The 2883-nt window shown below is 35.7% G+C and carries 3 protein-coding genes and 1 rRNA gene; 2 read left to right on the top strand and 2 right to left on the bottom strand.

All coding sequences use genetic code 11. From position 1 onward, the window contains the following. Positions 1 to 429 precede the first annotated feature (429 nt). Entirely contained in the window at positions 430 to 687 is a 258-nt protein-coding gene (locus tag NFS43_RS24250) for a hypothetical protein (RefSeq protein ID WP_251555554.1), read from the top strand. An 81-nt stretch (positions 688 to 768) separates the two neighbouring features. Continuing rightward, entirely contained in the window at positions 769 to 1734 is a 966-nt protein-coding gene (locus NFS43_RS24245) for a CgeB family protein (protein ID WP_251555552.1), read from the top strand. 86 nt (positions 1735 to 1820) lie between these two features. Here NFS43_RS24245 and NFS43_RS24240 read toward each other — a convergent pair whose 3' ends face one another. Together NFS43_RS24240 and rrf are read right to left on the bottom strand one after the other, a co-directional pair. Beyond that, positions 1821 to 2540, bottom strand: a complete 720-nt coding sequence (locus NFS43_RS24240; RefSeq protein ID WP_251555550.1) for a sugar phosphate nucleotidyltransferase — start codon at positions 2538 to 2540, stop codon at positions 1821 to 1823. 268 nt (positions 2541 to 2808) lie between these two features. Beyond that, positions 2809 to 2883: ribosomal RNA gene (rrf, locus tag NFS43_RS24640) — 5S ribosomal RNA — on the bottom strand; the annotation flags it as partial.

Below are 2883 nucleotides of genomic sequence, written 5' to 3'. Positions count from 1 at the left end.
GCCAGGATCAAACTCTCCGAGAAAGTTGATATAGCTCATAAATTTAAAACGTTGGCTTCGTTTCATAAGAAACGAATGTTATTTTTTGTTGACGTATTCGTTTGTTTAGTTTTCAAAGAACAATTTTTACGAGACAACTTTTAAATCTTATCATTCATTCGCAATGTTGTCAACAACTTTTTTCAAAGTTATTTATTACTAATTTAGTAATTTCAATGACAACTTTTATAATATACTACTAATTGCATGCATATGTCAACAATATTTTTTCAATCCAATCGGTCACATTGGACTTCTGAGTGCAGCTTTATATTGAACAATGGGTAATTGCGGTTTTTTTGAATAATATCCAATAAGCCCTGTCCTTTATTCTACTTTTGAATAATGTATGATTGAACCAAAAATCAACATAACAGGGAGGTGATAATATTGGCACTTGATTTATCCCTTTCACTTGGTTCTGATAACCTAGCTCGCTATTTGCGCAGATACATCGGCCAAACTGTTACTTTAAGAACTAGATCTGGGGACATGGTTGAAGGAACACTAAGAAGAGTAACCTTAGATGGGATTGTAAGTATCTTAGAAACATCAATGGTTTCACCTTTTAATGAAGAAGCGGTACTTGTCCTTCGTGTTACCGATATTGAATCTTTTTCTTTTGAACCCCCAGCAACTGGCCTATAAGGAAATAGCAGGAGAAATATATACTAACTTCAAATATATTTCTCCTGCTTTCCTTACTAATTAAATTTAGGAGTCATCCAAATGAATATTTTACTCATTACCTCAAGCTACCCAAGAATATACCCATATTTTGAAAAAGCCATAGAAGATGCGTTTAACAACTTAGGCAATAGAGTTATTACAATAAAGCCAAAGTATACGGCAGCAACTATGGAAATGGTTAAGAGTTTTCAACCGGATATAATTTTGACTATGGTTGGATATAAAATGGATCCAAAATTAATGGCCTTTTTGAAAAAAACGAAGGCCATTCGTTGTATTTGGTTAACAGAAGACCCTTTTTATATGGATATGTCCATTCCTATCGTAGAGAATTATGATTGTATATTTACTATTGACTTAGGAGCCTATGAATTTTATCAGAAACAGTTCCCCTCTAAAAAAATATATCATCTTCCACTAGGAACCGATCCTTCGCTTTATTATCCTATTGAGCCTAAAGAAGACTATTTATATGATCTATGTCTGATTGGTTATCCCTACCCCGAGCGAATCAAACTAATCAATCGGCTATTGAATGATGCACAGCATAATCTGATTCTAGTTGGTCCGCTTTGGAAAAAACATATCGAAAGCCATATTCAAAATAGAGGATTGTCAATTATTAATAAGTGGATAAAACCTGAGCTTGCAAGAATCTTATTCAACCGTTCAAAAATCATCCTTAATCCCCATCGCACCTACCACTATAATAAAAATAAAAATACAATTGAAATAGAAAATAAAAGTATTAATAATCGCAGCTTTGACATTGCAGCTTGTGGAGGATTCCAGCTTCTCACTAATATGGCGGATATTGAAAGGCATTTTGCAACTAATCAAGATATCGTTGTCTACTCCAATGTGGAGGAATGTATTGAATTGGTTCATCAATTTATCAATGATGAAACCTCCAGGGATTATTATCGAAGAAATGCACAAAAAAAGGTGTTGGAAAATCACACCTTCACCCATCGAGTTAAATTTATCCTTAATCAATTCGGTTGAATTAAAACCTTACCCACAACGCGTGAAAGCGGGAAGAAAATGTATGGTCTAAAAGAAAAAACTGCTGGAAGCCGGCGGCAAACGATTTAACTTCTTTCATAGAAATGTTGATTGGCTTTAAACAACGCTTCGTGTGTACCCGCATCCAGCCACCAGCTTTTTAAAATATCAAAATCAAGTTGTTTTCTTTTAATATAGAGATTATTTAAATCCGTAATTTCTTTTTCTCCACGGCTTGAAGGCTGCAGAAAATCAATCAAATCAAATACTTCTTTGTTATAAAAATAGATTCCTGTGACACAAAAATTGGACGTTGGACTTTTAGGCTTTTCAATAATCGAGAGAATAATATGATTGGTTTCATCTAAAAGCGCTACACCATATCGCTCGGGGTCCATCACTTCTTTTAATAGTACCTTTGCACCTTGAGGTTGATTTTTAAAATCTTCAATAAATGGTTTTAAATGATCGTCAAACAGATTGTCCCCTAACAAAACAACACATTGGTCCTCTACGAAATTCTTTGCACAGGCTAAAGCATCAGCAATCCCGCCTCCACTTTCGCTTTGGACGGCATAGGACAAGCAAACGCCCAGTTTCTCGCCGTTCCCTAGTATTTCTTGAAACGCTCCTAAATGTTGGGTATTGGTAATAACGAGAATTTCCGTAATCCCCGCCTCTTTTAATTTATTGATTGGCCAATAAATCATAGGGGCCGATCCGACAGGGAGTAAATGCTTGTTGAGCAATTTGGTGAAAGGCTCCAAACGGGTCCCCTTTCCTCCGGCTAATATGATACCTTTCATTTTCACAGTCCCTTCTATCCATATTCTTTCTGTTAGGGTATGAAGGAGATTGAAAAATGGTACAACTTTAGGGTAATCAATAAAAAATAGTCCGATGTCCATATCAGAAAACGATGATTCTGATTCCCTGAAATTTCCCCAATAAGATTCAAGAAATCTATCCTTCCCCTTCAAATAACGGCCAATTCTAGTTAAAATCCATATGTTCTATATTCAAAAATCCTTAAATGCGCAAAAAAAAACAACCATCTCTGGTTGCTTTCTTATTGCCTGGCAGCGTCCTACTCTCACAGGGGCTTTCGCCCCAACTACCATCGGCGCTGAGAAGCTTAACTTCCGTGTT

The organism is Neobacillus muris, from assembly GCF_943193175.1.
Classification (GTDB): Bacteria; Bacillota; Bacilli; order Bacillales; family Cytobacillaceae; genus Neobacillus; species Neobacillus muris.
This window is presented reverse-complemented; position numbering and strand designations above follow the sequence as displayed.

Bases quoted from the DNA above. Each gene is read 5' to 3' on its own strand.
- NFS43_RS24240 (WP_251555550.1), bottom strand. From the start codon at position 2,540: ATGAAAGGTATCATATTAGCCGGAGGAAAGGGGACCCGTTTGGAGCCT.
- NFS43_RS24245 (WP_251555552.1), top strand. From the start codon at position 769: ATGAATATTTTACTCATTACCTCAAGCTACCCAAGAATATACCCATAT.